23 protein-coding genes, 3 tRNA genes and 1 pseudogene are annotated in these 25,238 nt (G+C 71.9%); 10 read left to right on the top strand and 17 right to left on the bottom strand.

Translation table 11 applies throughout. The features are described from left to right. The 9 genes from E6R62_RS40300 to E6R62_RS24085 form a co-directional block, all read right to left on the bottom strand. On the bottom strand, window positions 1–209 hold a 209-nt coding region (locus E6R62_RS40300; RefSeq protein WP_206308829.1), incomplete at its 3' end, for a hypothetical protein. Next, entirely contained in the window at window positions 206–763 is a 558-nt protein-coding gene (locus tag E6R62_RS24050) for a RusA family crossover junction endodeoxyribonuclease (protein ID WP_136215607.1), read from the bottom strand. The genes E6R62_RS40300 and E6R62_RS24050, both read right to left, overlap by 4 nt. Further along, window positions 763–1,521 (bottom strand): hypothetical protein, encoded by a 759-nt coding sequence (locus E6R62_RS24055; RefSeq protein WP_136215608.1) that lies wholly within the window; start codon window positions 1,519–1,521, stop codon window positions 763–765. The genes E6R62_RS24050 and E6R62_RS24055 overlap by 1 nt, the downstream gene beginning before the upstream one ends. Continuing rightward, window positions 1,514–1,753, bottom strand: a complete 240-nt coding sequence (locus E6R62_RS24060) for a hypothetical protein (protein WP_136215609.1) — start codon at window positions 1,751–1,753, stop codon at window positions 1,514–1,516. Before E6R62_RS24060 ends, E6R62_RS24055 begins: the two co-directional genes overlap by 8 nt. Next, window positions 1,750–2,481: an exonuclease domain-containing protein gene (locus tag E6R62_RS24065; RefSeq protein ID WP_136215610.1), complete on the bottom strand. Its 732-nt coding sequence runs from the start codon at window positions 2,479–2,481 to the stop codon at window positions 1,750–1,752. Before E6R62_RS24065 ends, E6R62_RS24060 begins: the two co-directional genes overlap by 4 nt. Window positions 2,482–2,579: 98 nt before the next feature. After that, entirely contained in the window at window positions 2,580–3,575 is a 996-nt protein-coding gene (locus E6R62_RS24070; RefSeq protein ID WP_136215611.1) for a recombinase RecT, read from the bottom strand. Window positions 3,576–3,577: 2 nt separating this feature from the next. Continuing rightward, a complete protein-coding gene (locus E6R62_RS24075) occupies window positions 3,578–4,642 on the bottom strand; it encodes a YqaJ viral recombinase family protein (RefSeq protein ID WP_136215612.1) in 1,065 nt (354 codons plus the stop codon). A 23-nt stretch (window positions 4,643–4,665) separates the two neighbouring features. Then, the gene (locus E6R62_RS24080; RefSeq protein WP_136215613.1) at window positions 4,666–4,980 is read right to left on the bottom strand and encodes a hypothetical protein; all 315 of its coding nucleotides are present in this window, start codon (window positions 4,978–4,980) and stop codon (window positions 4,666–4,668) included. Between the two features lie 87 nt (window positions 4,981–5,067). Continuing rightward, complete coding sequence (locus E6R62_RS24085) at window positions 5,068–5,418, bottom strand: helix-turn-helix transcriptional regulator (protein WP_136215614.1); 351 nt, start codon at window positions 5,416–5,418, stop codon at window positions 5,068–5,070. 221 nt (window positions 5,419–5,639) lie between these two features. On the opposite strand from E6R62_RS24085, the gene E6R62_RS24090 reads away from it, so the two are divergent. Further along, window positions 5,640–6,026: a hypothetical protein gene (locus E6R62_RS24090; RefSeq protein WP_168714156.1), complete on the top strand. Its 387-nt coding sequence runs from the start codon at window positions 5,640–5,642 to the stop codon at window positions 6,024–6,026. 118 nt (window positions 6,027–6,144) lie between these two features. Continuing rightward, on the top strand, window positions 6,145–6,960 hold the full coding sequence (locus E6R62_RS24095; RefSeq protein WP_136215616.1) for a hypothetical protein: 816 nt from the start codon (window positions 6,145–6,147) through the stop codon (window positions 6,958–6,960). A 424-nt stretch (window positions 6,961–7,384) separates the two neighbouring features. Here E6R62_RS24095 and E6R62_RS24100 read toward each other — a convergent pair. From E6R62_RS24100 to E6R62_RS24110, 3 genes are all read right to left on the bottom strand, one after another. Further along, a tRNA-Ile gene (locus E6R62_RS24100) sits at window positions 7,385–7,458 on the bottom strand. A gap of 174 nt (window positions 7,459–7,632) precedes the next feature. Then, window positions 7,633–7,705 (bottom strand) — tRNA-Asn (locus E6R62_RS24105). A gap of 5 nt (window positions 7,706–7,710) precedes the next feature. Beyond that, a tRNA-Asn gene (locus E6R62_RS24110) sits at window positions 7,711–7,783 on the bottom strand. 145 nt (window positions 7,784–7,928) lie between these two features. Between E6R62_RS24110 and E6R62_RS24115 the strand changes: the two genes are divergently transcribed. The 4 genes from E6R62_RS24115 to E6R62_RS24130 all read left to right on the top strand — a co-directional run bounded on the left by E6R62_RS24115 (window position 7,929) and on the right by E6R62_RS24130 (window position 13,589). After that, window positions 7,929–8,231 carry a YtxH domain-containing protein gene (locus E6R62_RS24115; RefSeq protein WP_136215617.1) on the top strand — a complete coding sequence of 101 codons (303 nt, stop codon included), beginning with the start codon at window positions 7,929–7,931 and terminating at the stop codon, window positions 8,229–8,231. Window positions 8,232–8,351: 120 nt separating this feature from the next. Then, window positions 8,352–9,815, top strand: coding sequence for an FGGY family carbohydrate kinase (locus E6R62_RS24120; RefSeq protein ID WP_136215618.1), 1,464 nt, complete (start codon window positions 8,352–8,354; stop codon window positions 9,813–9,815). Between the two features lie 121 nt (window positions 9,816–9,936). Further along, on the top strand, window positions 9,937–11,670 hold the full coding sequence (locus tag E6R62_RS24125) for an ABC transporter ATP-binding protein (protein ID WP_136215619.1): 1,734 nt from the start codon (window positions 9,937–9,939) through the stop codon (window positions 11,668–11,670). Continuing rightward, the gene (locus E6R62_RS24130) at window positions 11,667–13,589 is read left to right on the top strand and encodes an ABC transporter ATP-binding protein (RefSeq protein WP_136215620.1); all 1,923 of its coding nucleotides are present in this window, start codon (window positions 11,667–11,669) and stop codon (window positions 13,587–13,589) included. Before E6R62_RS24125 ends, E6R62_RS24130 begins: the two co-directional genes overlap by 4 nt. A 101-nt stretch (window positions 13,590–13,690) precedes the next feature. Here E6R62_RS24130 and E6R62_RS24135 read toward each other — a convergent pair whose 3' ends face one another. The 4 genes and pseudogenes from E6R62_RS24135 to E6R62_RS24150 form a co-directional block, all read right to left on the bottom strand. Further along, entirely contained in the window at window positions 13,691–14,878 is a 1,188-nt protein-coding gene (locus tag E6R62_RS24135; RefSeq protein ID WP_240801855.1) for an RNA polymerase sigma factor, read from the bottom strand. Between the two features lie 114 nt (window positions 14,879–14,992). Next, the gene (locus E6R62_RS24140) at window positions 14,993–17,074 is read right to left on the bottom strand and encodes a molybdopterin oxidoreductase family protein (protein ID WP_136215622.1); all 2,082 of its coding nucleotides are present in this window, start codon (window positions 17,072–17,074) and stop codon (window positions 14,993–14,995) included. 196 nt (window positions 17,075–17,270) lie between these two features. Next, window positions 17,271–18,046 (bottom strand): annotated as a pseudogene (locus E6R62_RS24145) (glucose 1-dehydrogenase). Between the two features lie 41 nt (window positions 18,047–18,087). After that, entirely contained in the window at window positions 18,088–18,786 is a 699-nt protein-coding gene (locus tag E6R62_RS24150) for a vancomycin high temperature exclusion protein (protein ID WP_136215623.1), read from the bottom strand. Window positions 18,787–19,165: 379 nt separating this feature from the next. On the opposite strand from E6R62_RS24150, the gene E6R62_RS24155 reads away from it, so the two are divergent. The 4 genes from E6R62_RS24155 to dnaG all read left to right on the top strand — a co-directional run bounded on the left by E6R62_RS24155 (window position 19,166) and on the right by dnaG (window position 24,570). After that, window positions 19,166–19,879, top strand: a complete 714-nt coding sequence (locus E6R62_RS24155) for a sirohydrochlorin chelatase (protein WP_240801856.1) — start codon at window positions 19,166–19,168, stop codon at window positions 19,877–19,879. Between the two features lie 67 nt (window positions 19,880–19,946). Further along, entirely contained in the window at window positions 19,947–21,275 is a 1,329-nt protein-coding gene (locus E6R62_RS24160) for a deoxyguanosinetriphosphate triphosphohydrolase (RefSeq protein ID WP_136215625.1), read from the top strand. Between the two features lie 93 nt (window positions 21,276–21,368). Further along, a complete protein-coding gene (locus E6R62_RS24165) occupies window positions 21,369–22,643 on the top strand; it encodes an NAD(P)/FAD-dependent oxidoreductase (protein WP_136215626.1) in 1,275 nt (424 codons plus the stop codon). 34 nt (window positions 22,644–22,677) lie between these two features. Further along, the gene (dnaG, locus tag E6R62_RS24170) at window positions 22,678–24,570 is read left to right on the top strand and encodes a DNA primase (RefSeq protein ID WP_136215627.1); all 1,893 of its coding nucleotides are present in this window, start codon (window positions 22,678–22,680) and stop codon (window positions 24,568–24,570) included. A 7-nt stretch (window positions 24,571–24,577) separates the two neighbouring features. Here dnaG and E6R62_RS24175 read toward each other — a convergent pair whose 3' ends face one another. After that, on the bottom strand, window positions 24,578–24,994 hold the full coding sequence (locus E6R62_RS24175) for a gamma-glutamylcyclotransferase family protein (RefSeq protein ID WP_136215697.1): 417 nt from the start codon (window positions 24,992–24,994) through the stop codon (window positions 24,578–24,580). Window positions 24,995–25,238: the final 244 nt, after the last annotated feature.

Consider the following 25,238-nt stretch of genomic DNA (forward strand, 5'->3'; position numbering starts at 1 on the left):
TGGCCGCGCCAGGCGACGACGGGCGTGCCGCGGTGGCCGGTCGCACCGGTCCAATGAAGATGGCCGCCATCGACGGCGACGGTCCGCAGCGCGAACGCGTCCTCCCACGAGGCGGCTGAACCGGGACGGCCCCGGCCGGGCGCAGCAGCGCCCGGCCGGGACTCGCCGGCGGAGTCGAGAGCGGCAGCGGTCTCCCCGGAGGTGGTCACGCCTCCACTGCCTTTGGCTGCTCGATGCGCCAGAGGCGGATGGTGCAGCCGGGGCCGTCGAGGACGCCCGGCACCAGTCCGTGGTCGGTGGTGTAGAACTTCCCGAGCTGCCGGTACTCCACGATCAGCGCGTCATCCCGGTACACCCCGGAGGTCGTCAGCGCGTCCTCGGTAGCCCGGACCAGCTTGGACAGGTCCGGAGTGACGTCCGGCCGCATTGGCGCCGACGGGCGCACGAGGCCGGCGTTCCGGCCGGTGCCCATGTGGCCCTTCGGCCGGTCGAAGCAGAACACCATGTCGGCCGCCAGGGGCCCGTCCAGCTTCGTGAAGCCCTTGATCTTCTGCCGGGCCGCGACCGCCATCCACACCACGGACTCTCGCCACGGCTTGACCTTCGCGGAGGACTCGATCATGCGTCCGCCGCCGACGTGCCGCTTACTGCCCTGGGGGCCAGGCAGGCCGCGAACAACGACCTCGAACGCGGGCGCCTTGGGCGCTTCGTCCTCGACCGCGGGGGCCGGGGCGTCCACCGCGAACAGCGGAACCGTCTCCATCACGCCTCACCGCCCGACGGGGCGCCGTCCACGCGCCCCGTCTCAGCCGCCGCCTGGTCCTCCTCGGCCGGCTCCGGCACATCCCCGCCAATCCAGGCCGCCGGCAACGGCGGCGCGAGATGCACGTCAGTGAGGACCACGTCGTCCGCGTGCTTCGTGTAGCAGTTGGCGTTGGCCTCCAGGAACCGGCCGGGCAGCTCCTCCGCCTTGAGCCCGGTCGCGCTGGTGAGCTGGTCCAGGAGCACGGTCACCGGGTCCGTCAGGCTCCACCCGACGACGATCACCCGCGCCGTCTTGGCGACCACATCAACCTTCTCCACCTCCACGGGGGTGGTGAACCTGGGCTCGTCCCGGGCCGCGAGGTACGTGGCCCCCAGTTCGGTGATGGCCGGGCGTGAGTCCTCGAACCCCACGTACCGGCGCAGCGAAAGGGCATTGATCTGCTCGGCGTGCTCGGTGACGTCCTCCTCGGCCGCGACCGCGCGCAGCGCCGCCTCGACGTCCACGGCCAGGGGGCAGTCCGCGGTGGCGTGCATAGTCACGCGCAGCTTCCCGGCCCTCCAGGCAGCCGTGCCGTGCGTCTCCTCCGAGGAGCACGGGCATCCCTGCACCGTGGTGCGGGCGTCTTCGCTGGTGAAGCCGAAGCACTCCAGGACGCTGGTCGCGCCCTTGGCGCACAGGTTGGCCGTGCAGCACCCGCAGCGAGGACAATCCGGCTGCGCGAGCCGGACGTACTCCGGGCCGAACGGCTCATCCATGAGTCTTCTCCTCTGACGTCGTTGTCGGGGTGGAGGTCTTGCAGGAGCGGCACCGGCGAACGCCGACGTCGAGCGTGTGCGGCGTCTCGCGGGCCTCAGCGGGACACCAGGCGAACAGCGGGCCGCGCCGGAACGGGGACTGGGCCGGGCGCCGGCGGGCGACCCGCACGAGGGGCACCAGCAGGGCGGTCACGGCGAGGGTGGCCATGGCACCGGCCAGGACGGTGGTCACCGGCCACACCCCGCACCGGAGTTCATCGCGGGGACGAGCGGCCATTCCAGCCGTACGGAGGCGGCCCACTCGCGCTTGCCGTCGGTCCGGGCGAAGTACTCCCGGAGCCCTTCGGCCTGCTCCCTGGCCCAGGTGACTTGCTGCTCGTGGAGGTCACCCAACTCCAGGCGGGTGAGCCACCGGTACCGGTTGGCGAGCTTCCACGACACCGCGCAGGCCGCGACCGCGTCGGCCTCCGCCGTGTGCGCCTCATCGAGCTGGACCACGTAGTGACGGCACAGGTCGGTCAAGGTCCGGCCACCCTTGCGGAACGGGTCGACCTTCTTGTCCAGCACGCGAGGGTCGATCACGCACGGGACCACCCGGTCGAACAGGGGCATCACGCCGTGGCGCCGCGCCTCACGGTCCAACATGGTCAGGTCGAACTGCGCGTTCATCGCCACGATGGGCAGGCCGGCCTCCGCCGCCTCTACCAGGGCGTCGGTGATCTCCGCGATGGCTTCGGCGGCCGGGCGGCCTGCAGAGCGGGCGTACTCCGTCGTGATGCCATGAAGTGCGGTCGCTCCGGCGGAGATCTCGACGCCCGGGTCAGCCAGCCACGATCGTCCGGTGGTGGGCTGGCCGCCGCCGTAGCGGACCACCGAGGCGGTCACGATGCGGTCGGTCTCCGGGTCGAGCCCGGACGTCTCAAGGTCGAAGCCACAGAAGGGCTTGCGGTGCCAGCTCATGGGGTTCCTTCCGGGGTGAAGAGACCGGGACCCCGGGGGGCCCGCCACGGCCGGGTGGCCGTGACGAGTCCCCACGGGGAGGGGCTGAGGGGCCGGAGTCACCGGCGCCCGCCCCGATTCCGCTTGGGCTTGGACCGGCGCAGGCCGCGCCCCTTCACGGGCAGCGGCCGGACGGCGGTGTCCTGGGGCGCCTCGGCGGCCCGGTGCGCCCGCTCCGCCTCGGCGACCAGAGCGGTCGTCTCGACATCCGGGGCGTGGATGATCTGGACCTCGCCCGCGTCCCCGGCCTCGTCCGCCTTGAGCAGGGCGACCAGCTCGGCGGACATCGGAACGACCTTGTGCAGGCGACGCAGCGCCGACTTCCGCCACATGGCGTCGAAGTCGGTGTGCCAGAACGAGTCAGCCTTGCCCGACTCCACCGCCCGCCGGTACGCCTGGCTGTACTCGTCGCGGATCGCCTCGGCGTCCGCGCGGGACAGGATGATCACCTGCGAGCGGGCACCCGACGTCATCCAGCAGAAGGCGTAGGCGAACCTCACCGGCCCGCGGTCCTTCTTCGACTTCTCCAAGGCCGGCCGGTGCGTGAAATCAAGCGGTGCCGGAGCGGAGGGTTCGTAGTTCCACTCGTCGCCCTCGTGGATCATCCCGACGTGGACCGAGCCGACCCGGCCCGAGCGGTACATCAGCTCGACGTAGCCCTGGGCCATCGGCACGAACACGGCCGTCTTGCCCTCGCGCTTGATAACCGCGTGGCGGCCGTCCGGGACGAGCCCGAACCGGGCGCAGGTCAGGAGCGCCTGGCGCAGCGACGCGGGGGTGCAGTGGACCAGGCCCGGCAGGGCGGCCCGCACGGCGGACAGGAACGCTTTGACGTCGATGTGCGAGGGCAGGGCCCGCGTGAAGTCGTCGCCGTACTGCTCCAGCCACGTCAGGGCCTTGTCGGCGACGTCGTCACCCTCGGCCTGAGCCGACGCGTGCAGCCGGTCCGGTGTCGACGTCTTCACGTCCTCGGCGAGGGCCCGCACGGTCGCGTCTGCGGCCGGCTGCTCGCTGGTGGCAGCGAGCACTCGGTCCTTCAAGGTGGAGAGAGACACGATCAGATTCCCTTCGCGGGGACGACGAGGCGGCGGGCGCGGAATGCGGCGTACGTCTCGGGCTGCTCTTCCTTGAGCCGGTCGACGTCGAGGGCGGGCACCATGTGCGTGTACTTCTCGACCAGGTCGGGGTGGGCCTCGGCGAACTGCTTCGACGCGAAGGTGCCGTTGCCCTTCCACGTCCACGCGGGCTTACCGCCCGCCTGCGCCACTTCGTTCTCGGCGGTGAGCAGCTTCATCTCGTTCTCTACGAGACGGAGTTCGTCCTTGATGGCCTTCTCGCGCGCCTTGATCTCGGCGTGCTTGGCGCGCAGCTCCTTGGCCTTCGCCACGTCGATCTCGGCGATGGTCTCGGCCTTCACCGACCAGAGCTTGGCCAGCAGGTCGGTGGTCGCCTCCAGGCCGTCGGCCGGCGGCTCGATCCCCTCGACCACGTGCCGCTGGAACCAGCGACCGCAGTAGTCGATCAGGTACTCGATCATTTCCTCGTCCCGCTCCAGGCGGGACCACCGGAGTTTGTTGCCGCCGACAAGCGCGGCCACGAAACCGTGGTCCCAGCCGCCGACAGCCATGCCCCAGTGGCACTGGATCGCGGGGGCGTCGGGGACAGCCCCGTCCTCCCACTGATCCGCCTGGTACTCGCTGCGGTTCTTGCACTCCAGCACGCCCGAGGCCGGGCCCGGCCGCTCGAAGGTGAACCGGTCGACGTTCACCCGCATCCACGAGTGCTCGACATGCACGAGCGTCCCGGGCGCCTCAGCGGTCGGGACCCCCGACCGCTTCGTGAACATGTGGGCGATGAAGTCCTCGATCTCGGACCCGATCTCGGCGGCCTCGTTGCCCTTGAACGTGCTCCGGCCGTGCTTCTCCTCGAAGACGTGACGCGGGCCGGTGTACTTCCCGCCCAACCCGAGGATTCCGGCGATGTTCGAGCCGCCGAGACCGAGTCGCCGGGTGGCCTCCCATACGTCACGCGGGGCGTCGGCGGGCAGCAGCAGGCGAGCGGTGGGCGCGTCGGCCAGACCGGCGGCCAGGGCCTGGGCCCCGGAGGCGGTGGTGATGGTCACGCGCGATCCCTCGATCAGGTCGCTCACAGCGCTCCCCCGATCGGGGCCTCGGGGTAGCTGGCCCAAACGTGCACCGGCACGTCGCGCCAGGTGGTGGTGAGCTGGGCCAGTCCCAGCCGGTCGCCGGCCCGGGAAAGGACGGTGTGGGCGGCGGTGCCGCCGAGGACCTGCGCGCAGTCGTCTACGACCTGGCCGTGGCCGGTCTCGGCGTGCTGCTCGCCTTCCAGGACGCCGAGCGTGTTGATCGACCACGTCAGTCCGACGACCTCGGGGTGCTCCGTAAGGAGCTGACTCAGCGCGGTGGCGGCGCTGGCCTGGGGATTAGAGTGTGCGGTCACGGTCCCTCGATTCACTGGGGTTGAGGTGACTGGGGTTGGCGGGGCTGGTCGGACCCGGCACGGTCCGGTCGGCCCCGTCCGCCGCTCTCACGCGGCGCGAAAGTCCCCTGACTGGGGATCAGAACTCGCCATAATCGGCGCGGAGTTGGGGGTCTCACCCCCCTCGTTGACCCCACTGGTCACGCCGCTGGCGGCAGTTACGCGCTTCGCCTCCAGGACGACCACGGGGCAGTTGAGCGCGGCCGCGAACTTGAGCAAGTTCTCGGGGGTGGCGTTACGCCGACCCGCCTCGATGTCTCCCATCAGTTGCTCGCTGATTCCGCACTTCGCGGCCAGGGCCCGTTTGGTGAGACCCGCCTTCTCGCGGGCGTACGTCACGGCCTCCGGCGCATGGTTAAAAGGGGCACCTTTACGGCGCCGCTTGCGCGGGTGGTTCATGATTCGAAACTAGCGCGTAGTAGCGCGTAGTGCAAGGAAGTGCGTAGTAGTACGGGGGAGGCGTGAAACTACGCGCTCGCGCGCCCCCAACACGCCACCCACCTCGGGGCGGCTAGCGCAGTAGCGCGTAGTCGTGCGAAGCTGCCCGCATGAATTCGAGTTCGCGACCTGCCCCCCCACTTGAGGCCGCGCTCATCTCAGAGGCGCTCAAGAGAACCCGCATGTCCGCCCGTAAGGCAGCAAGCCAGGCGGGCCTGAGTGATGCGCGCTGGCGCCAGATCGTCAGCGGCTACCAGTCGGTCAGCGGGGCCCATGTCCCGGTCCGAGCGCCGGCCGAGACCCTCGCCCGCATGGCCCAGGTTGTTGGCGTCAGCCCCGAGGAGCTGGCCGAGGCAGGCCGCGAGGACGCTGCCCAAGAACTCAGGGAGACGCGCAAGCCGTCGACAGCGTCGGGGAGTTACGCGAACGACTCGACCATCGACGCCATCGCCACCCTGTTGGCCACTCTCCCGCCCGAAGCGCAGGACGAGGTGCTGCGCCGCGTCGGCCGCGGGGAACCCAATCGCTCAACCGACCGAACGCACGGTCAGGAGCGTCAAGCCAGTTGACAGATGTCACAGGATCGTTACGTTGCGTACATCTACCGTTCCGCTTGGTGGAAAATATGCCCGTGTCAGGTACATGATGACCCCTTGGACAGGTAGAACCTGAACCTAGGGGGCGCATGTGGCAGACGTGCTGATAGCCGGAGTTCTTGGAGCTGCGGTCTTCGCGATCTTTCTCCTGTACCGGTCCCATGTGAAGCACACGCAACTCATCAACGAACTGCGCGCCGAACTCACCGCGCAGAAGATCGCCGCCCTGACGCAGACTCACCTTCGCGACCCCACGGTCGAAGTGGACTGCCTTGAAGAGGGCCGCGCGCGCCGAAAGGGCCACCTCACTCTGCTCTGTGGAGGAGGGGTGGCGTCCGCACTCGCATGCATCGGTGACCGGTGTCAATCCGCCTGGAAGGGCCACCGACGTCTCGCTGCAACAGTGGCAGCTACGACTGTTGCCGTAGCGGGTACCGCCGTAGTCGTCCTCGTAGTGGCCTCCGGTGACAGTTCAGGCGCGACCAACGCCCAGAAACCGGGCGCCACCGCGACCGCGACGGAAGTCGATCCGAGAGGGCCCAAGGAGCCGGGCCGGCGCGAACGACCCGCAGTGGTGGAGATTCAGGCGACCAACGCGGCTCAGCACAACACGACCGACAAGGAGGGCGGCGCTGCACCCCTCCTCCAGAAGGAAGGGCCGGCACCCAGCGCCGCCGGAGGCAGCGACGGGACGAGCACGGCGCCGAGCACGACGCCGGACCGGCGCGTGACGCCCACGCCGACCCCCACGCCGACGCCGGACCTTCCGGGCACCACGAGCCCGACTCCCTCGAAGCCCCCGACCACCACCGCCCCCACCCCGAAGCCATCTCCCCCGGCACCATCCACCCATGCCGAAGTCTGTGTCCTCGGTTTGCCCGTGCTCGGCCTCTGCCTCGCCAGCTAACCGACCCCCGGGAGGTGATGAACGTGGAAGCACACGCCCCACCCCCATTCGGAACAGCCCACTACGGCAGCCATAGATCAAACTGAGGGGCCCCGAACGCCGACCGGGGCCCCTCTTCCATTTCGGTGGCCAGGTGTCACAACCGCCCCGGTACGCCCACCGATGGACCGAACACCTCCCATGCGTGGCGTACGGCACACGGGGCCGCGTGCTCCCGCGAGCCGCCCAGTCCGGGAGCGTCCCACCTTGCCGAATCACGGCCGTGTGCGAACCCGCCGTTCGAGGAAGGGCCCGTGAACTTCCCCGACGGTTCGGGCGAGCATTGGGCGAGCTAACGATCTTGGAGGAAACAGAAAGACCCCCGCCGAAGCGGGGGTCTACCTGTACGCCCAGGTCAAACGGGTGAACCTGCGGCGTGTCGCTGTGGGGCGGGTGGGACTCGAACCCACGGCCGACGGATTATGAGTCCGCTGCTCTAACCGGCTGAGCTACCGCCCCTCTACGGCGTGGCGCGTACATGTGTGCGCGCCGTCTGCCGCAGCATAGCCGCTCATACGATCTGCTGCCTCGCATGATCGGCTTCGCCTGCCCAAAGAGACCGTGCCGAGCGCTGCCCGGTTCCGGTTCGGGGCAAAAAAGAAGAGGACCCACCCGGGGCCCTCGTCTTCCGTGCTCCCCCGACTGGACTCGAACCAGTAACCTGCCGGTTAACAGCCGGCTGCTCTGCCAATTGAGCTACAGGGGATCGCGCTCCCCCGACTGGACTCGAACCAGTAACCTGCCGGTTAACAGCCGGCTGCTCTGCCAATTGAGCTACAGGGGATTGCTGCGGTGCGCCGAACAGCCCACCTCCGGCCTTGCCGGGGGGCGAGCGCCCGTTGCGAGTCATAGATTAGCGCAAGCAGGGGGGTGCTCCGCCAATCGGTATCGGCAGTGGGCCGGGCACCACACGACGAAGGGTGGCAAGCATGCGGTACAAGGTCACGTTCGTGATCGGACTGGCCGTCGGGTACGTGCTCGGGACCCGGGCCGGGCGCGAGCGGTACGAGCAGCTGAAGAAGTCCGCACGCCAGGTCGCGCAGACGCCGGCGGTGCGCAACGCCGCCGAGACCGCCGGGCAGGCCGGGCGCGCCTACGCGGGCAAGGCGTTCGCCGTGGTCGGCGACAAGGTCGGCGACGCCATGCCCGAATCCCTCGCGGGACGGGTACGGACGCTGCGCGGGCGTCGCGGCTCCGGCGGCGAGGACGAGTGGGGTACCAGCAACACCTGACGCCGACGGCACCTGACGCCGACGTCTGAACACCGCGGGCCCCGGACTTTCCGGGGCCCGCGGCCGTCGGGTGCCTACTCGGCGGTCACGACCGGCGCGCGGTGCGGCAGAATTCTCCGCATGGGGATAGTCGCCGGGCTGGACAGCTCTTCCGCCTTCACTCGCATCGTCGTCTGCGACACCGACACGGGGGCCGTGCTGCGCCAGGGCTACGCGCCGCACCCGCAGCCGACCGGCGAGGCGGCCGGGGCGAATCCGCACGAGACCGATCCGCAGGCGTGGCTGCTCTCGCTGGGGGAGGCGGCCGGCAACGGACTCCTCGAAGGGGTCCAGGCCATCGGCGTCTCCGCGCAGCAGCACGGCCTGCTCCCGCTGGACACGCAGGGCGCCCTGGTCCGGCCGGCGTTGGTCGGCAACGACAAGCGCGGCCAGGTCGCGGCGGCCGACCTGATCGAGGCGCTGGGCGGGCGACAGGCCTGGGCGGAGGCCGTGGGTTCGGTCCCGCACGCGGCGCAGCCGCTGGCCAAGCTCGCCTGGCTGGCCCGGACCGAGCCGGAGGCGGCCCGGCGGGTGGCCGTACTGATGTCCCCGCACGACTGGCTGGTGTGGCAGTTGCTGGGCCGGCCCGCGCGCCGCACCACCGACCGCGGCGGCGCCTCCGGGACCGGCTACTGGTCGCCGGCCACCGGCAGCTACCGACCCGACCTGGTCGAGCTGGCGCTCGGGCACCAGGCACTGCTGCCCGAGGTGCTCGGCCCGGCCGACGCCGCCGGGACCACCCCCGAGGGGCTGCTGATCTCGGCCGGGACCGGGGAGACCATGGCCGCCGCGCTCGGGCTGGGGCTGGTCCCCGGCGACGCGGTGGTCTCGCTGGGCGCTTCCGGGTCCGTGATGGCCGTGCACCACCAGGCGGTCTTCGACCCGGGCGGCCTGATCACCTCGCTCGCCGACGCCAGCGGCATGCACCTGCCGGTGGTGAACACCTCCAACGCCGTACGGGCCCTGCGCGGCGCCGCCGAGCTGCTCGGCACCGACCTCCAGGGGTTGAGCGCTCTCGCGCTGAAGTCGACGCCGGGCGCGCACGGCCTCGTACTCCTGCCGTACCTGGAAGGGGAGCGGACGCCGAACCTGCCGCTCAGCGCGGGCACCCTGTCCGGGCTGCGCCGGGACTCGATGAAGCCCGAGCACCTGGCGCGGGCCGCGTTCGAGGGCATGCTGTGCGGGTTGGTCGACGCCCTCGACGTGCTGCGGCACCGCGGGGTGGAGATCCGCCGGGTGTTCCTGTTGGGGGCGGCGGCCGAGCTGCCCGCCGTACAGGCCGCCGCGCCGGGGCTGTTCGGGACGCAGGTGGTGGTCCCCGCTCCCGCCGACTACGCCGCGCTGGGCTCCGCGCGCCAGGCGGCGTGGGCGCTCGCCGTGGCGCAGGGCACTCCGACCCCGCACACCCCGCCGGTGTGGCCGGCCCCGGCAGGTCAGACCTTCGAACCGGGCGAGGAGTTCGCGGCGTGGCAGGCGGTGCGCCAGCAGTACGTCGCGACACGGGAGCAGATCCATCCCGGGGCGTTCCAAGGACCGGTGGCGTAGGACTCCCCGACGGGTGGACTACTCCTTTTGACCGGGCTTTGCGAAAAGCGTTGGGGTTCGGACCGCCGGTTGGCCGAAGATGGGGTGAACCCCCCTCGATCTTGCCGACCGGAGCCTGCGCGTGCTCATACGACTGCTGGGGACGCACCTGCGTCCTTATCGGAAACCCATCGCCCTCCTGGTCCTGCTGCAACTGCTGCAGACCAGCGCGAGCCTCTACCTGCCCACCCTCAACGCGGACATCATCGACAACGGTGTCGTCAACGGTGACTCGGGCTACATCCTGCGCTTCGGCGCACTGATGCTGGGCATCTCGCTCGTCCAGCTCACCTGCAACATCGGCGCCGTCTACTTCGGCGCGCGCACCGCGGCCGCCGTGGGGCGGGACGTCCGGGCCGCCGTCTTCGACCGGGTGCAGAGCTTCTCCGCCAGGGAGCTCAACCAGTTCGGCGCCCCCTCCCTGATCACACGTACGACGAACGACGTCCAGCAGGTCCAGATGCTGGTGCTGATGACCTTCACCCTGATGGTCTCGGCGCCGATCATGTGCGTCGGCGGCATCGCCATGGCGCTGTCGCTGGACGTGAAGCTGTCCGGGGTGCTGCTCGCCGTCGTCCCCGCTCTCGGCCTCTCCGTCGGCACGATCGTCTACAAGACGCGCCCGCTGTTCCGGCAGATGCAGACGCGGCTCGACATCGTGAACCGGGTGCTGCGCGAGCAGATCACCGGCAACCGGGTCATCCGCGCCTTCGTCCGCGACGACTACGAGAAGGAGCGCTTCCGCGAGGCGAACGCCGAGCTCACCGGGGTGTCGCTGGCCTCCGGCAAGCTGCTCGCGCTGATGTTCCCCGTCGTGATGTTCGTCGTGAACATCTCCAGCGTCGCCGTGATCTGGTTCGGCGCGATGCGCATCGACAGCGGGGGCATGGAGATCGGCCAGCTGACGGCCTTCCTCGCCTACCTGATGCAGATCGTCATGTCCGTGATGATGGCCACCTTCATGTTCATGATGGTGCCCCGCGCCGAGGTGTGTGCCGAGCGCATCCAGGAGGTCCTCGACACGGACTCCAGCGTGGTCCCGCCCACCGATCCGGTCCGCAAGCTCCTGCGCCACGGGCAGCTCGAACTGCGCGGCGCCGACTTCCGTTACCCGGGCGCCGAGGCGCCGGTGCTGCGCGGGGTGGACCTGACGGCCCGACCGGGCGAGACGACCGCCGTGATCGGTTCGACGGGCAGCGGCAAGTCCACGCTGCTCGGTCTGATCCCCAGGTTGTTCGACGCGACCGGCGGCGAGGTGCTCGTCGACGGGGAGGACGTGCGCCGGCTCGACCCGGAGCTGCTGGCCAAGACGGTCGGCATGGTTCCGCAGAAGCCGTACCTGTTCTCCGGCACCGTCGCCTCCAACCTGCGCTACGGACGCCCCGACGCGACCGACGAAGAGCTGTGGCAGGCCCTTGAGGTGGCGCAGGCGCGCGGCTTCGTCTCCGAGCTCGAAGGCGGTCTGGACGCGCCGATCACCCAGGGCGGTACGAACGTCTCCGGTGGCCAGCGCCAACGCCTGGCGATCGCCCGGACGCTGGTGCAGCGGCCGGAGATCTACCTGTTCGACGACTCCTTCTCGGCCCTGGACTACGCGACGGACGCGGCTTTGCGCGCGGCGCTGGCCCGGGAGACGCAGAACGCGACCGTCGTCATCGTCGCCCAGCGGGTGTCCACGATCCGCGACGCCGATCGGATCATCGTCCTGGACGAGGGTGCGGTGGTGGGCGAGGGACGCCACCACGAACTGATGGCCGGCAATGAGACCTACCGGGAGATCGTGCTCTCCCAGCTGACGGAGGCGGAGGCCGCATGAGCGGGCCCGGAGGACGGATGATGGTGGGGCCGGTCCAGCGGTCCCTGGATTTCAAGGGGTCGGGGAAACGGCTGCTGGGCCAGATCGCCCAGGACCGCGCCAAGATCTGGGGCATGGTCGCGGCCGTCGTCGGCAGCGTCGCCTGCTCGGTGGTCGGGCCGAAGATCCTCGGCAACGCCACCGACCTGGTGTTCGCGGGGATCGTCGGGCGGGCGATGCCCGCCGGGATCACCAAGGCGCAGGCGCTGGACGGTCTGCGGGCCAGGGGCCAGGGCGGTATGGCGGACATGCTGTCCGGCACCGACTTCACCCCGGGCGAGGGCATCGACTTCGGCGCCGTGGGCGTCGTGGCGCTGTGGGCCCTGTTGGTGTTCCTGTTGGCGGGCCTGCTGATGCTGGTCGCGACGCGGCTGTCCAACCACGTCGTGAACGGCACCGTGTACCGCATGCGCGAGGAGCTCCAGGGGAAGCTGTCGCGGCTGCCGCTGTCGTACTTCGACCAGCAAAAGCGCGGCGAGGTGCTGAGCCGGGCGACGAACGACCTCGACAACATCGGGCAGACGCTCCAGCAGACGATGGGGCAACTGTTGAACTCGCTGCTGACGATCGTCGGTGTGCTGGCGATGATGTTCTGGATCTCGCCGCTGCTGGCGCTGGTCGCACTGGCGACCGTACCCGTGTCGATCTTCGTCGCGGCGAAGATCGGCAAGAAGTCGCAGCCGCAGTTCGTGGCGCAGTGGAAGACCACCGGCACGCTCAACGCGCACATCGAGGAGATGTACTCGGGGCACTCGCTGGTCAAGGTCTTCGGGCGGCAGAAGGAGTCGGCGGCGGTCTTCGCCGAGCAGAACGAGGCGCTGTACCGGGCCTCGTTCAAGGCGCAGTTGGTCAGCGGCGTCATGCAGCCGGTGATGTTCTTCATCTCGAACATCAACTACGTGCTGATCGCCGTGGTCGGCGGTCTGCGGGTGGCCTCGGGCACCCTGTCGATCGGTGACGTGCAGGCCTTCATCCAGTACTCGCGCCAGTTCTCGATGCCGCTGACGCAGGTCGCCTCGATGGCGAACCTGGTGCAGTCCGGTGTCGCCTCGGCGGAGCGGGTGTACGAACTGCTGGACGCGCGGGAGCAGGAGCCGGACGCGGAGGTCCCCGAGCGGCCGGAGCGGCTGCGGGGTCAGGTCACCCTCGACAAGGTGGCGTTCCGCTACGAGACGGACAAGCCGCTCATCGAGAACCTCTCGCTGAGCGTCGAGCCGGGCCAGACGGTCGCGATCGTCGGCCCGACCGGCGCCGGCAAGACCACGCTCGTCAACCTGCTGATGCGCTTCTACGAGGTCACGGGCGGCCGGATCGCCCTGGACGGCGTGGACATCGCGAAGATGACCCGCGAGGAACTGCGCACGGGCATCGGCATGGTGTTGCAGGACACCTGGCTGTTCGGCGGCACCATCGCGGAGAACATCGCCTACGGGGCCTCGCGGGAGGTCACCCGCGAGGAGATCGAGGAGGCGGCGCGCGCCGCGCACGCGGACCGGTTCGTCCGTACCCTCCCCGACGGCTACGACACGGTGCTGGACGACGAGGGCGCGGGCGTCAGCGCGGGCGAGAAGCAGCTGATCACGATCGCGCGGGCGTTCCTGTCGGACCCGGTGATCCTGGTGCTGGACGAGGCGACGAGCTCGGTGGACACCCGTACCGAGGTGCTGATCCAGAAGGCGATGGCGCGCCTGGCCCACGGCCGTACGTCCTTCGTGATCGCGCACCGGCTCTCCACCATCCGCGACGCGGACGTGATCCTGGTGATGGAGAACGGTTCGATCGTGGAACAGGGCACGCACGAGGAGCTGCTGGAGTCGGACGGCGCCTACGCCCGGCTGTACACGGCGCAGTTCGCCCAGGCGGTCGCCGAGGTGGACTAGTACCCCACGGCGTCGATCGGGTCGGCCTCGTCGGCCACAAGGGGTGCCCTCGTACGGGGGCACCCCTTCGGCGTCCCCGACCGGTCGGCCGGCGGGGCCGGTCAGTCGAGGTAGCCGCGCAGTTGGTCGGCGAAGGCGTGGTCGCGCAGTTTGTTGAGCGTCTTGGACTCGATCTGTCGGATGCGCTCGCGGGTCACGCCGAAGATCCGCCCGATCTCCTCCAGGGTGCGCGGGCGGCCGTCGGCGAGGCCGTAGCGGAGCTGGACCACCTTGCGTTCGCGCTCGCCGAGGGTCGACAGGACCGCTTCGAGGTGTTCGCGGAGCAGGAAGAACGCGGCGGACTCGACGGGTGAGGCGGCGTCCCCGTCCTCGATGAGGTCCCCGAGGGCGACGTCGTCCTCCTCGCCGACGGGCGCGTGCAGCGAGACCGGCTCCTGCGCGAGGCGGAGCACCTCCAGCACCCGCTCGGGGGTCAGTTCCAGGTGGGCGGCGACCTCGTCGGCGGTGGGCTCGTACCCGCGCTCCTGGAGCATGCGGCGCTGTACGCGCACGACGCGGTTGATCAGTTCGACGACGTGTACGGGCACCCGGATGGTCCGGGCCTGGTCGGCGAGGGCCCGGGACATCGCCTGCCGGATCCACCAGGTGGCGTAGGTGGAGAACTTGTAGCCGCGGGCGTAGTCGAACTTCTCGACGGCCCGGATCAGCCCGAGGTTCCCCTCCTGGACGAGGTCGAGCATGGTCAGCCCGCGGCCCACGTACCGCTTGGCGACGGAGACGACCAGGCGCAGGTTGGCCTCGATGAGCCGGCGCTTGGCCATGCGGCCCATGACGACGAGCTTGTCCAGGTCGAGGGTGAGCTGGAGGTCGAGCCCGGAGGCGACGGCCAGCTTCTCCTCGGCGAAGAGTCCCGCTTCGACGCGCCGGGCGAGTTCGACCTCCTCGGCGGCGGTCAGCAGCGGGATCCTGCCTATCTCGCGCAGGTACTGCCGGAAGAGGTCCGCGGACGGACCGGACCCGGCCGAGCCCCCCGATCCGCCCGACCCGCCCGCCTGGTTGCCGCCGCGTCCGCGCTGCTCGGGCACCTGCCCGAGCAGGTCGAGCGCCTCGGGCTCCTCCCGCTCCTCCGCCTCCTCCGGCTCCGTGTCCACGGCTTCGGCCTCCGCGTCGGCGGGTTCGTCGGCCTGGGCGGGGTGACTCACGTTCACGGTCAGGGTCTGGGTCTGCACGGGGGCGACCTCCAGGGCTCCGAGGACGGGGGCACCGGATCTCAGTGTGGGGTACGACACATCGCGGCCACGAGGGGCGTGCGAGCACTTTCTGAGACCGGTGCGTGACCGGATGGTTACCCCTCGCCGGCAGGCCCGAAGCCGCCCGGACGCATGTCCGAGCGGACCCGCGGTTCAGGCCGCTTCGACACGGACCGCGCAGACCTTGAACTCCGGCATCCGCGAAGTCGGGTCCAGGGCGGGGTTGGTGAGAGTGTTCGCGCGCCCCTCCCCCGGCCAGTGGAACGGCATGAAAACCGTGTCCGCCCGGATCGTGTCGGTGATGCGGGCCGGGGCCACGGCGCGCCCGCGCCGGGACACCACCGCCAGCGGGGCCCCCTCGGTCACACCCAGCCGGGCGGCGAGCCGGGGGTGGAGTTCCACGAACGGGCCGGGTGCGGCGGCGTTGAGCTCCGCGACCCGCCGGGTCTGGGCCCCGGACTGGTACTGGGCCACGACCCGGCCGGTCGTGAGCAGCAGCGGGTACTCGGCGTCGGGGACCTCGGCCGCGTCGCGGTGCGCGACGGGCACGAAGCGGGCCCGGCCGTCGTCGGTGGCGAAGCGGTCCAGGAACAGGCGGGGTGTTCCCGCCGAGCCCTCGGGGCAGGGCCAGAACACGCCCTGCTCGGCCTCGACGCGGGTGTAGGAGATCCCCGAGTAGTCCGCCGGCCCGCCCGCCGAGGCCAGGCGGAGCTCCTCGAACACCTCCTCGGGGTCGGTGGGGAAACCCTTCTCGACCCCGAGTCGGGCGGCCAGCCCGTGCAGGACCTCCAGGTCGGTGCGGACGCCCGGCGGCGGGGTGAGGGCCCGGCGGCGCAGCAGGACGCGGCCTTCCAGGCTGGTGGTGGTCCCGCACTCCTCCGCCCACTGGGTGACGGGGAGCACCACGTCGGCCAGTTCGGCCGTCTCGGAGAGGACGACGTCCGCGACGGCGAGGAAGTCCAGGGAGCGGACGCGGCCTTCGATGTGGGCGGCGCGGGGTGCGGAGACCACCGGGTTGGAGCCCATCAGCAGGAGCGCCTTCACCTCGGTGCCGAGGGCGTCGAGGAGTTCGTAGGCGCTGCGGCCCGGGCCGGGGAGGCTGTCGGGGTCGACACCCCAGACCCCGGCGACATGGGCGCGCGCCGCCGGGTCGGTCAGCTTGCGGTATCCGGGGAGCTGGTCGGCCTTCTGGCCGTGCTCCCGGCCCCCTTGGCCGTTGCCCTGGCCGGTGAGGCAGCCGTATCCGGAGAGCGGGCGGCCGGCCCGGCCCGTGGCCAGGCAGAGGTTGATCCACGCGCCGACGGTGTCGGTCCCCTTGGAATGCTGCTCGGGGCCTCGGGCGGTCAGCACCATGGCGGATTCCGGGGCGCAGAACATCCCTACCGCCTCCCGCAGCCGGGGTACGGGAACTCCGGTGATCCGCTCCACCAACTCCGGCCAGTGCGCCATCGCGGCGGCCCGCGCCTCGGGCCAGCCGCTGGTGCGCTCCGCGATGAACGCCTCGTCGGTGTGCCCGCCGGCGACGACGAGGTGCAGCAGGCCCAGGGCGAGGGCGAGGTCCGTCCCGGGGCGGGGGGCGAGGTGCAGGTCGGCCTGTTCGGCGGTGCGGGTGCGGCGCGGGTCCACCACGATCAACGTGCCGCCGTTGTCCTTGAGTTCCCGCAGGAAGCGCAGGGCCGGCGGCATGGTTTCAGCCAGGTTGGAGCCGACGAGGATCACGCAGCCGGTGCGCGGGACGTCCTCCAGCGGGAACGGCAGACCCCGGTCGAGGCCGAAGGCGCGCTGGTGGGCGGCGGCGGCCGAGGACATGCAGAAGCGGCCGTTGTAGTCGATCTGGGAGGTGCGCAGGGCGACGCGGGCGAACTTGCCCAACGCGTAGGCCTTCTCGTTGGTCAAGCCGCCGCCGCCGAACACGCCGACCGCGTCCGGCCCGTGCGCCCGACCGGTGCGGGAGAGTCCCTCGGCGACGGCGTCGAGGGCGTCGTCCCAGCCGGCGGGTTCCAGTCGTCCGGAGCGGGCGCGCACCAGCGGCTCGGTCAGGCGCACCCGCGAGGAGAGCACGGCGGGGGCGGTGCGTCCCTTGCCGCACAGGGCGCCCCGGTTGACGGGGAAGTCGGGCCGTTCCTCGACGACCACGCCGCCGGCCGCCCCGGCGCGCAGGTTCATGCCGCACTGCAGGGCGCAGTACGGGCAGTGCGTGGCGGTGACGGGTCCGGCGGTGTCCTCGGTGCTCATACGGCCACGGTGCGCCGCCGGTGTTACACGGGCCGCCGCGTCCGGTTACGCCTCCTGTACGGCGACCTCAGCGCGCCCGTCGGTGCCCGGTGAGGACCGGCGGCCCCCGGCGGGTCGACCGCCCCGCGTCACCGCCGAAGGCCGACCCGCCGGGGGCCGTCCCGCCGGCGCAGTCCGGTCCGGGGCGCCGGCCCGGTCATCCGCCGGTCAGTTGCCCGAGGGTCGGGCCCGCCGTCCAGCCGCCGTCGACCGCGAGTTCGGCGCCCGTGATGTAGGCGGCGGCGTCGGAGAGCAGGAAGGCGACGGCGGCGGCGATCTCGTCCGGGACACCGACGCGGCCCATCGGGGTGCCGGGGTAGTTGCCCTCGCCGGTGCGGATGCCGACGGAGGCGGTCATCTCCGTGTACGTCATGCCGGGGTGGACGGAGTTGACGCGGATGCGGGACTCGGCCAGTTCGACGGCCCCGATCTTGGAGAGGCCGCGTACGCCCCACTGGAGGCGCCGTAGCCGCCGGTGAGCGGGAGCCCGGTGAGCCCGGCGGCCGAGGAGATGTTGACGATGGAGCCGCCGCCGGCCGCGCGCATCAGCGGCACGGCCGCCTTCACGCCGATGAACACGCCGATGAACACGCCGACCAGGTTGATCTCCAGGACCCGGCGGAAGTGCTCGACGCTCTCCTCTTCCAGCAGTGGGCCCGAGGCGATGCCGGCGTTGTTCACCAGGCCGTCCACCCGGCCGAAGGCGCCGATCGCGTGGTCGAGGGCCGTCCGCCAGTCCTCCTCGCTCGTGACGTCGTGGCGCAGGAAGTGGGCGGTGTCCCCGAGTTCCGCGGCCGTCCGGGCACCCTCCGCCTCCGACACGTCGGTGATCAGCACCCGGCCGCCGCCCTCGACGACGGCCCGCGCGGCCGCGGCGCCGAGACCGCGCGCCCCTCCGGTGACGACGACGGCCTTGTCCTTCAGGTCCACCACGGTGCCCCCACTCCCCGAGCCTGGCAATTCGCGCCAGGCTGTCAGAGCGTCAGGGCCCGCGACACCCCGTCCTCCCTGGGCCCGAGGAACGTCGGGTTCGGCTTGAACACCGCGTCCAGCGCTGCCTTCCCGGCCGCGAAGACCTCGCGGACGCCGCCGTAATACCAGGTGGCGTCGTGTACGTCCTGCACCCCGACCCCGTACGAGTCGACCCCCGCCGCCTGGCACAGGGCGACGGCCCGCCTGATGTGGAAACCCTGACTGATCAGCACCGCGTGCCGCACGCCGAAGATCCGGCGGGCCCGGACGCAGGAGTCCCAGGTGTCGAACCCGGCGAAGTCGCTGACGATCCGGTCGTCCGGGACCCCGTGGCGGGTCAGGTAGGCGCGCATCACGTCCGGCTCCGAGTACTCCGTGCGGCTGTTGTCACCGGTGACCAGGACGACCCTGACCTTTCCGGCGCGGTACAACTCGGCGGCCGCGTCGAGCCGGTCGGCCAGGTACGGGGTGGGACGGGCGCCCAGCAGGCCCGCGCCGAACACCACGGCCACCGGGGCGGCCGGCGCCCGGGCCGTGCTGCCGAGCCGGTCGGCCGCGACCGCGTGGGTCCAGGCCGAGGGCAGGAGCGCCAGCACGCACAGCGCCATCACGACCCGCACCGCGCGCCGTCTGGCCCGTACGGTACGGGGCAGCAGCCCGCGCACGCCGCCCGCGATCCGGCCCAGGCGCGCTCCGCGCATGACGTCCCCCCTCTGCTCGTCGCCCGGTTCCTGTCGTCGCCCGGTCTCCGCTGGTCAGGACGCGGACGGCACCGCCGTGGTTTCACCCGCCGCCGGGCGGGGCCGGCCCGCGCGCTGTGAGCACCCGGAAAAGACCCGGCACCGCGGTCGCAACGCGGCGGCAATCCGCGACCCGCAGGATCGGTGTGCGACGGAGGCCGCGCACCCTCCCGAACCCCCGTCGCGTCCTTCCCGGACCCCGGTCCGGGACCCTCCCGCACCCCGTCCCTCCCGCACCCCGTCCCTCCCGCTTTCCCGGCCATCGCCGACGAGCAGCCGACCCGCGCCACCCGGCCCGGACACCGCGCGTCCGCCGGGGCCCGGCCCTACGGAGCCACGCATGCAGCCCACTCTCGTCGCCGTCGCCCACGGCAGCCGCGACCCCCGCGCCCTCGGCAGCGTCCGGGCCCTCTTGGACCGGGTCCGCGAGCTCCGCCCCCGCCTCGACGTCCGCCTCGGGCACATCGAGCTGAACCGGCCGCTGCTCGACGAGACGCTGGCGGGGGCCACCGGTTCGGCCGTCCTCGTCCCGCTGCTGCTGAGCCGCGGGCACCACGTCAAGCGGGACCTCCCCGCGGCCGCCGCCCGCGCCGACCACCTGCGCACCCGCGTCGCCGCCCCGCTCGGCCCGCACCCGTTGCTGGTCGAGGCCCTGTACGAGCGCCTCCTGGAGGCCTCCTGGGTCCCCGGGACGGCGGTGGTGCTGGCCGCCGCCGGCTCCCGCGACCGGGACGCCGCGGACGACACCCGCCGCACCGCCGCCCTGCTGTCCGAGCGCCTCGGCGGGGTGCCCGTCGTGGCCGCCTACGCCTCCGCCGCCGCCCCCGGCGTCCCCGACGCGCTGCGTGCCCTCGCCGCCCACGGCCACCACCGGACCGCCGTGGCCTCCTACTTCACCGCCCCCGGCCGCTTCGCCGCCCAGAGCGCCGCGGCCGCGCCCGGCCCGGCGGCGGCTCCGCTCGGCGACCACCCGGCCCTCGCCCGGCTCGTCCTCCTGCGCTACGACGAGGTCCTCGCCCGGCGGCGGACCCCGCTGGAACTCGCCACCGCCTGAAACAGCACGCGGATCGGGGCCGCCCGGATCACCCGCCTTGTCGGCTCTTCCGGTTAACGTCTGATACATGGAAGGCATGGAAGGCACCCCCCGCACCACCCCCCGCCCCACCCCCTACGAGCCGGCCGACACCGAGCGCTGGGCCGCCGAGCCCGACAAACGGCCCGGCCGCACCGCCTTCCAACGCGACCGTGCCCGCGTGCTGCACTCCGCCGCGCTGCGCCGTCTCGCGGGCAAGACGCAGGTCGTCACCCCCGGGACCCGTTCCTACGACTGGGACGCCAGCCCCCGTACGCGCCTGACCCACTCCCTGGAGTGCGCGCAGGTGGGCCGTGAGCTGGGCTGGGCCCTCGGCTGCGATCCGGACCTGGTCGAGACCGCCTGCCTCTCCCACGACATGGGCCACCCGCCCTTCGGGCACAACGGCGAGGAAGCCCTGAACGAATTCGCCAAGGACTGTGGCGGTTTCGAGGGAAACGCCCAGTCGCTGCGCCTGCTGACCCGGCTGGAACCGAAGCGGTTCGTGCCCGACCCGGCCACGGGTGAACTCGTCAGCGTCGGCCTCAACCTCACCCGGGCCTCGCTCGACGCGGCCACCAAGTACCCCTGGCCGCGCGGCGGGCACCCCACCGACCCCGACTCGGTGAAGTTCGGCGCCTACGAGGACGACCTGCCGGTCTTCGCCTGGCTGCGCCGGGGTGCGCCCGACGACCGCAAGTGCTTCGAGGCGCAGGTGATGGACTGGGCGGACGACGTCGCGTACTCCGTCCACGACTTCGAGGACGGTCTGCACGCCGGGCACCTCGACCCCAACATGCTCTTCGCCGAGCCGGACCGCGAGGCGATCTGGCGGGTCGCGATCGGCCGGTACGTGCCCGCGGACACCGCGCCGGAGGAGCTGCGGGAGGCCCTGGACCGGTTGATGGGACAGGAGTGGTGGCCGCACGGCTACGACGGCTCGGCCGTCGCCCAGGCCCGGCTCAAAGACGCCACCAGCCAGCTGATCGGCCGTTTCTGCCTGGCCGCGGAGGGGGCGACGCGCGAGGCGTACGGAACCGGCCGGCTCACCCGGTACGCGGCCGAGCTGGTGGTCCCCCGGGAGGCGCGCAACGAGTGCGCCGTCCTCAAGGCGGTCGCCGACCTGTACGTGATGCAGCGCGACGAGCAGGAGCGGTTGCGGGCGGACCAGCGCATCGTCCTGGCCGAACTCGCCGAGGCGCTCAGCGCCCGGGCACCGGAGGGCCTCGACCCCCAGTCCCGGGCCGTCTTCGAGGCCGCGCCGGACGACAAGGCCAGGAAACGCGCGGTCATCGACCAGATCGCGGCCCTCACCGATGCCTCGGCCCGCTCGTTGCACAGCCGTCTCACCAGGCGGCCGCGACGCGCCGAAGGGTGAGCTGATCGGGCCACTCCCCCTTCCCGGGGCAGGCTCGTTGCGGGACGCTCGCATGTGGTCGCATGTGGCGCAGAGGTTATGAGGAGGCATCAGGTGGTCGACGCACACCGGACGTTCGTCATCGTCGGCGCGGGTCTCGCCGGGGCCAAGGCGGCCGAGACCCTGAGGTCCGAGGGGTTCACGGGCAGGGTGATCCTGATCGGGGACGAGCGTGACCATCCCTACGAACGCCCTCCCCTGTCCAAGGGGTACCTGACGGGCAAGGAGGAGCGCGAGAGCGTCTTCGTCCACGAGCCGTCCTGGTACGCGCGCGCCGACATCGAGCTGCACCTGGGCCAGCCCGCCGTCCAGCTGGACCGGGACGCCAAGAAGGTCGTCCTCGGCGACGGCACGGCGCTGCACTACGACAAGCTGCTGCTGGCGACCGGGGCCGAGCCGCGCCGCCTCGACGTCCCCGGCACCGGCCTGGTGGGAGTGCACCACCTGCGGCGGCTCGCGCACGCGGAGCGGCTCAAGGGGGTGCTGGCCGGGCTGGGCCGGGACAACGGCCACCTGCTGATCGCGGGGGCCGGCTGGATCGGTCTGGAGGTCGCGGCGGCGGCCCGCGGGTACGGCGCCGAGGTGACGGTGGTCGAGCCGCTGGCGACGCCCCTGCACGCGGTGCTGGGGCCGGAGATCGGCCGGCTCTTCGGGGACCTGCACGCCGAGCACGGGGTCCGCTTCCACTTCGGCGCGCGGCTGACCGAGATCGTCGGGCAGGACGGGATGGTGCTGGCCGCCCGGACCGACGACGGCGAGGAGCACCCGGCGCACGCGGTGCTCGCCGCGATCGGAGCCGCGCCCCGTACCGCGCTCGCCGAGACCTCGGGGCTGGCCCTGGTGGACCGGGAGCACGGAGGGGGGATCGCCGTTGACGCGTCGCTGCGGACGTCCGACCCCGACGTCTTCGCCGTCGGGGACGTGGCGGCCGCCCACCACCCGGTGCTGGGGACCCGGCTGCGGGTGGAGCACTGGGCCAACGCCCTCAACGGGGGACCGGCCGCCGCCAAGGCGATGCTGGGGCAGGAGGTCTCCTACGACAGGGTTCCCTACTTCTTCTCCGACCAGTACGACGTGGGCCTGGAGTACTCCGGGTACGCGCCGGTGGGCGGCTACGACCAGGTGCTGATCCGCGGGGACGTGGGCAAGCGGGAGTTCATCGCGTTCTGGCTGTCGCAGGGGCGGGTCCTGGCCGGGATGAACGTCAACGTGTGGGACGTGACCGAGCACATCCAGGCCCTGATCCGCTCCCACGCGCCGGTCGACCGGGAGAAGCTGGCGGACCCGTCGGTTCCGCTTTCCTCCCTGGTGGCGGCGGAGGGCGCCTGACGGGTTTGTCGGCTCCCCACCGTAGACTTCACGCGTGGCAGGACGGATCAACGACGACGACGTGAAGGCGGTACGGGACGCGGTCCCGATCGACGCCGTGGTCTCCGACTACCTCCAGCTGCGCAATGCCGGTGGCGGCAACCTCAAGGGCCTGTGCCCCTTCCATGACGAGAAGTCCCCGTCCTTCCAGGTCAGCCCCAGCAAGGGGCTGTACCACTGCTTCGGCTGCCAGGCGGGCGGGGACACCCTCGACTTCGTCATGAAGATCGACCACCTCTCCTTCTCGGAGGCGGTCGAGCGGCTCGCCGGCCAGGCGGGCATCACCCTGCGGTACGAGGAGGGCGGCTACACCGCCGGGACCAGCGGCCGCGGCGAGCGCATCCGGCTGGTCGAGGCGCACAAGGCCGCCGCGCAGTTCTACGTCGACCAGCTGGGCGGCGCCGAGGCGGAGATCGGCCGCAAATTCCTCGCGGAGCGCGGCTTCGACCAGGCCGCGGCCGCGCACTTCAGCGTGGGGTACAGCCCGGCCGGCTGGGACCACCTGACCCGGTTCCTGCGCGGCAAGGGCTTCAGCGACAAGGAGCTGATCAGCTCGGGTCTGGCGCAGGACAGCCGCAGCGGCAAGCCGATCGACCGTTTCCGCGGCCGGCTGATGTGGCCCATCCGGGACATCAGCGGCGAGGTCGTCGGCTTCGGCGCGCGCAAACTGCGCGACGACGACAACGGCCCCAAGTACCTGAACACCCCCGAGACGGCGATCTACAAGAAGTCCCAGGTGCTCTACGGCATCGACCTGGCGAAGAAGGAGATCGCGAAGACCTCGCGGGCGGTCGTGGTCGAGGGCTACACCGATGTCATGGCCTGCCACCTGGCCGGGGTGACCACCGCCATCGCGACCTGCGGCACGGCCTTCGGCGGGGACCACATCAAGATCCTCCGCCGATTGCTGATGGACAACGCCACGGCCGAGGTGATCTTCACCTTCGACGGGGACGCGGCGGGCCAGAAGGCCGCGCTGCGCGCCTTCGAGGACGACCAGAAGTTCGCCGCGGAGACCTCGATCGCGATCACCCCGGGCGGCATGGACCCCTGCGACCTGCGGCTCGCGCAGGGCGACGCCGCCGTCTCGGGGCTGGTGGAGTCCCGGACCCCGCTGTTCGAGTTCGCGCTGCGCCACATCGTTTCCCGGCACAACCTGGAGAACCCGGCGGGCCGCGCGGCCGCGCTCGACGAGGCGGCCCCGGTCGTCGCCCACATCAAGAACATCGCCATCCAGCACGAGTCGGCGGTCCAGCTGGCCGGGATGCTGGGCATCCGCGACGAACAGTTCGTGGTCAAGCGGGTCGCGCAGCTGGCCCGCTGGGCGCGCGAGCGGGGCGGCCGGCCCGAGCAGGGCGGGCGCGGCCGTGCGTACGAGGCCGCCCCGGCGCCCGCGGCGGCGGGGGGCCCGGCCCTGAACCTGCGCAGCCCCGCCCACCGCACGGAACGCGAGCTGCTCAAGCTGGCCCTGCAACGACCGGCGCTGGTATCCCCCGCCTTCGACGCGTACGGGATCGACGAGTTCACCGCCCCGCCCTACGCGGCGGTCCGCCAGGCCATCCAGGACGCCGGGGGCGCCGCCCTGGGCACCGAGGACTACCTGACCCGGGTCCGCGCGGCGGCGCCCAACGACACCGTCCGCGCGCTGGTCACGGAACTGGCGGTCGAAGCCATCCACGCGAAGACCGTGGACGAGGTCTACGCGGGCGTCCAGCTGGTCCAGGTGCGGCTGCGGGCGGTGGATCGCCGGGTGCACGAGATCCAGGGCACCCTCTCGCGGCTGGGGCCGCAGGCTCCGCCGGAGCAGTTGGCGGCGGTCCAGGAGGAGTTGTGGGTCCTCCAGCAGTACGGGCAGCGGCTGCGCAACCGCGGGGCCGAGGGACTGTAGCGGGCGCTCACCCGGGCCGGCCGCGGTCTCGCCAGTCCCCGCCCGGGATCTCGGTCCCGGAGCGGGCGAGGGCCCGGGCCAGCGCTGGGGCGGCCAGGTACACCCAGGCCAGGACCGGGGTGCCGTCGGGGCGCAGGGCCTCGCGGGCGACCCGGTCGTACACGTTCCCCGGGCGGCCCGGGCCCCGGTACTCCTCCAGCAGGTCGAGGGCGACCAGCAACTCGGCGTAGCCATCGGGGGCGGGCGTGATCAGCTCGCCCCGGATTCCCGGGCCGGGATGCGAGACGGCGTACGGGTATCCGGGCCCCTCGTACAGCGCGGCGTCCGGCAGCAGGGCCGGTTCCTCGGCGGCCGTGCGGCCCCGGAGGAACAGGTCGTGGTTGACCTCGCCGGGCCGCAGGGTCCCGTACACGAAGAACGGCAGGGCGGCCGGGGCGGTTCCCGGCCGATGGGGCGCCGTGGCGTCGAGCGGTGTCGCGTCGGGCGGTGTCACGTCGGGCGGTGTCACGTCGGGCGGTGTCACGGGGCCCTCCCTGGCCTGCCGGCGCGGTACGGGCGGTCCCGCCGCGCACCCCCACCGTACGCATCGCGGCGGTGCCGCCGTAAGCCCTCCGTCGCACGCGCCGGCGGCTGTTGTCACCCGGACGGGCAGGGTCCCCCGGACGGCC

The sequence above is a fragment of the Streptomyces sp. A1136 genome, from assembly GCF_004795055.1.
Lineage (GTDB): Bacteria > Actinomycetota > Actinomycetes > Streptomycetales > Streptomycetaceae > Streptomyces.

What these genes read in the sequence shown, in the direction of transcription:
- E6R62_RS24050 (WP_136215607.1), bottom strand. Translation starts at nt 763, where the DNA reads ATGGAGACGGTTCCGCTGTTCGCGGTGGACGCCCCGGCCCCCGCGGTC.
- E6R62_RS24055 (WP_136215608.1), bottom strand. Translation starts at nt 1,521, where the DNA reads ATGGATGAGCCGTTCGGCCCGGAGTACGTCCGGCTCGCGCAGCCGGAT.
- E6R62_RS24065 (WP_136215610.1), bottom strand. Translation starts at nt 2,481, where the DNA reads ATGAGCTGGCACCGCAAGCCCTTCTGTGGCTTCGACCTTGAGACGTCC.
- E6R62_RS24085 (WP_136215614.1), bottom strand. Translation starts at nt 5,418, where the DNA reads ATGAACCACCCGCGCAAGCGGCGCCGTAAAGGTGCCCCTTTTAACCAT.
- E6R62_RS24090 (WP_168714156.1), top strand. Translation starts at nt 5,640, where the DNA reads ATGTCCGCCCGTAAGGCAGCAAGCCAGGCGGGCCTGAGTGATGCGCGC.
- E6R62_RS24115 (WP_136215617.1), top strand. Translation starts at nt 7,929, where the DNA reads ATGCGGTACAAGGTCACGTTCGTGATCGGACTGGCCGTCGGGTACGTG.
- E6R62_RS24120 (WP_136215618.1), top strand. Translation starts at nt 8,352, where the DNA reads ATGGGGATAGTCGCCGGGCTGGACAGCTCTTCCGCCTTCACTCGCATC.
- E6R62_RS24130 (WP_136215620.1), top strand. Translation starts at nt 11,667, where the DNA reads ATGAGCGGGCCCGGAGGACGGATGATGGTGGGGCCGGTCCAGCGGTCC.
- E6R62_RS24140 (WP_136215622.1), bottom strand. Translation starts at nt 17,074, where the DNA reads ATGAGCACCGAGGACACCGCCGGACCCGTCACCGCCACGCACTGCCCG.
- E6R62_RS24150 (WP_136215623.1), bottom strand. Translation starts at nt 18,786, where the DNA reads ATGCGCGGAGCGCGCCTGGGCCGGATCGCGGGCGGCGTGCGCGGGCTG.
- E6R62_RS24155 (WP_240801856.1), top strand. Translation starts at nt 19,166, where the DNA reads ATGCAGCCCACTCTCGTCGCCGTCGCCCACGGCAGCCGCGACCCCCGC.
- E6R62_RS24160 (WP_136215625.1), top strand. Translation starts at nt 19,947, where the DNA reads ATGGAAGGCATGGAAGGCACCCCCCGCACCACCCCCCGCCCCACCCCC.